The organism is Aphanothece microscopica RSMan92, assembly GCF_046613545.2.
Classification (GTDB): Bacteria; Cyanobacteriota; Cyanobacteriia; order PCC-6307; family Cyanobiaceae; genus NIES-981.
In genome coordinates this window covers 1-707 of the sequence record NZ_JBKKKY020000289.1, presented here as the reverse complement: position 1 = coordinate 707, position 707 = coordinate 1, and the positions used below count along the sequence as shown (strand labels likewise).

General features: G+C 58.4%; 1 pseudogene. It reads left to right on the top strand.

Annotated elements, in window-relative coordinates:
- Positions 1-151 precede the first annotated feature (151 nt).
- Positions 152-707: pseudogene (locus ACLD7X_RS17560) on the top strand (hypothetical protein); the annotation flags it as partial.

The window sequence follows — 707 nt, the reverse complement described above, 5'->3', positions numbered from 1 at the left end:
CCTCACGTGGGATACCACGGGTGTGCCCTTCAGCACGCGGTGGAGATTCCAATTCGGCACAACACCATTGGGCCCATGGACAGACCTTCCAGGCGCAACCAACGTTCGCGACAGTGCGGCCACACGTGGCCGATTCGCTGGTGGCTTCCGGGTGCCAGCAGTTGGTACGTCGAGTGGTTACATCCGCATGTCGGAAGTAGGCAACGAATCCAACTTCGACATTAGCGATAACCCCTTTACCGTGACGCAACCACGGGTGGTACAAGTGGACTCCACAATTCGTGGTGAAATCACGGGCACGGTGCGATTGTCCAGAACCAAGGTCTACGGCCTTGACGGTTACGTGTTTGTCAACGACGGTGCAACTCTCATCGTGGAGCCGGGCACCATCGTTGTTGGCGACACAGTAGGCCAGAACTCTGTGCTCTGCATCAACCGCGGTGGTAAACTGGTTGCCGACGGCACAAAGAACGCTCCCATCGTTTTCACCTCGCGCGCCGCTGTTGGCCAGCGTGCCGCTGGTGACTGGGGTGGCATCGTTATCTGTGGCCGCGCTCGTACGAACCATCCAGCTGGCCAGGCCCCTATTGAAGGTGGCATTGCCGATGCCCAACCAGGCAAAGGCTGGTTTGGTGGAACGGATGATAACGACTCGTCCGGCGTGCTACGCTACGTTCGCATTGAGTTTGCAGGTATCGCAACCGTTC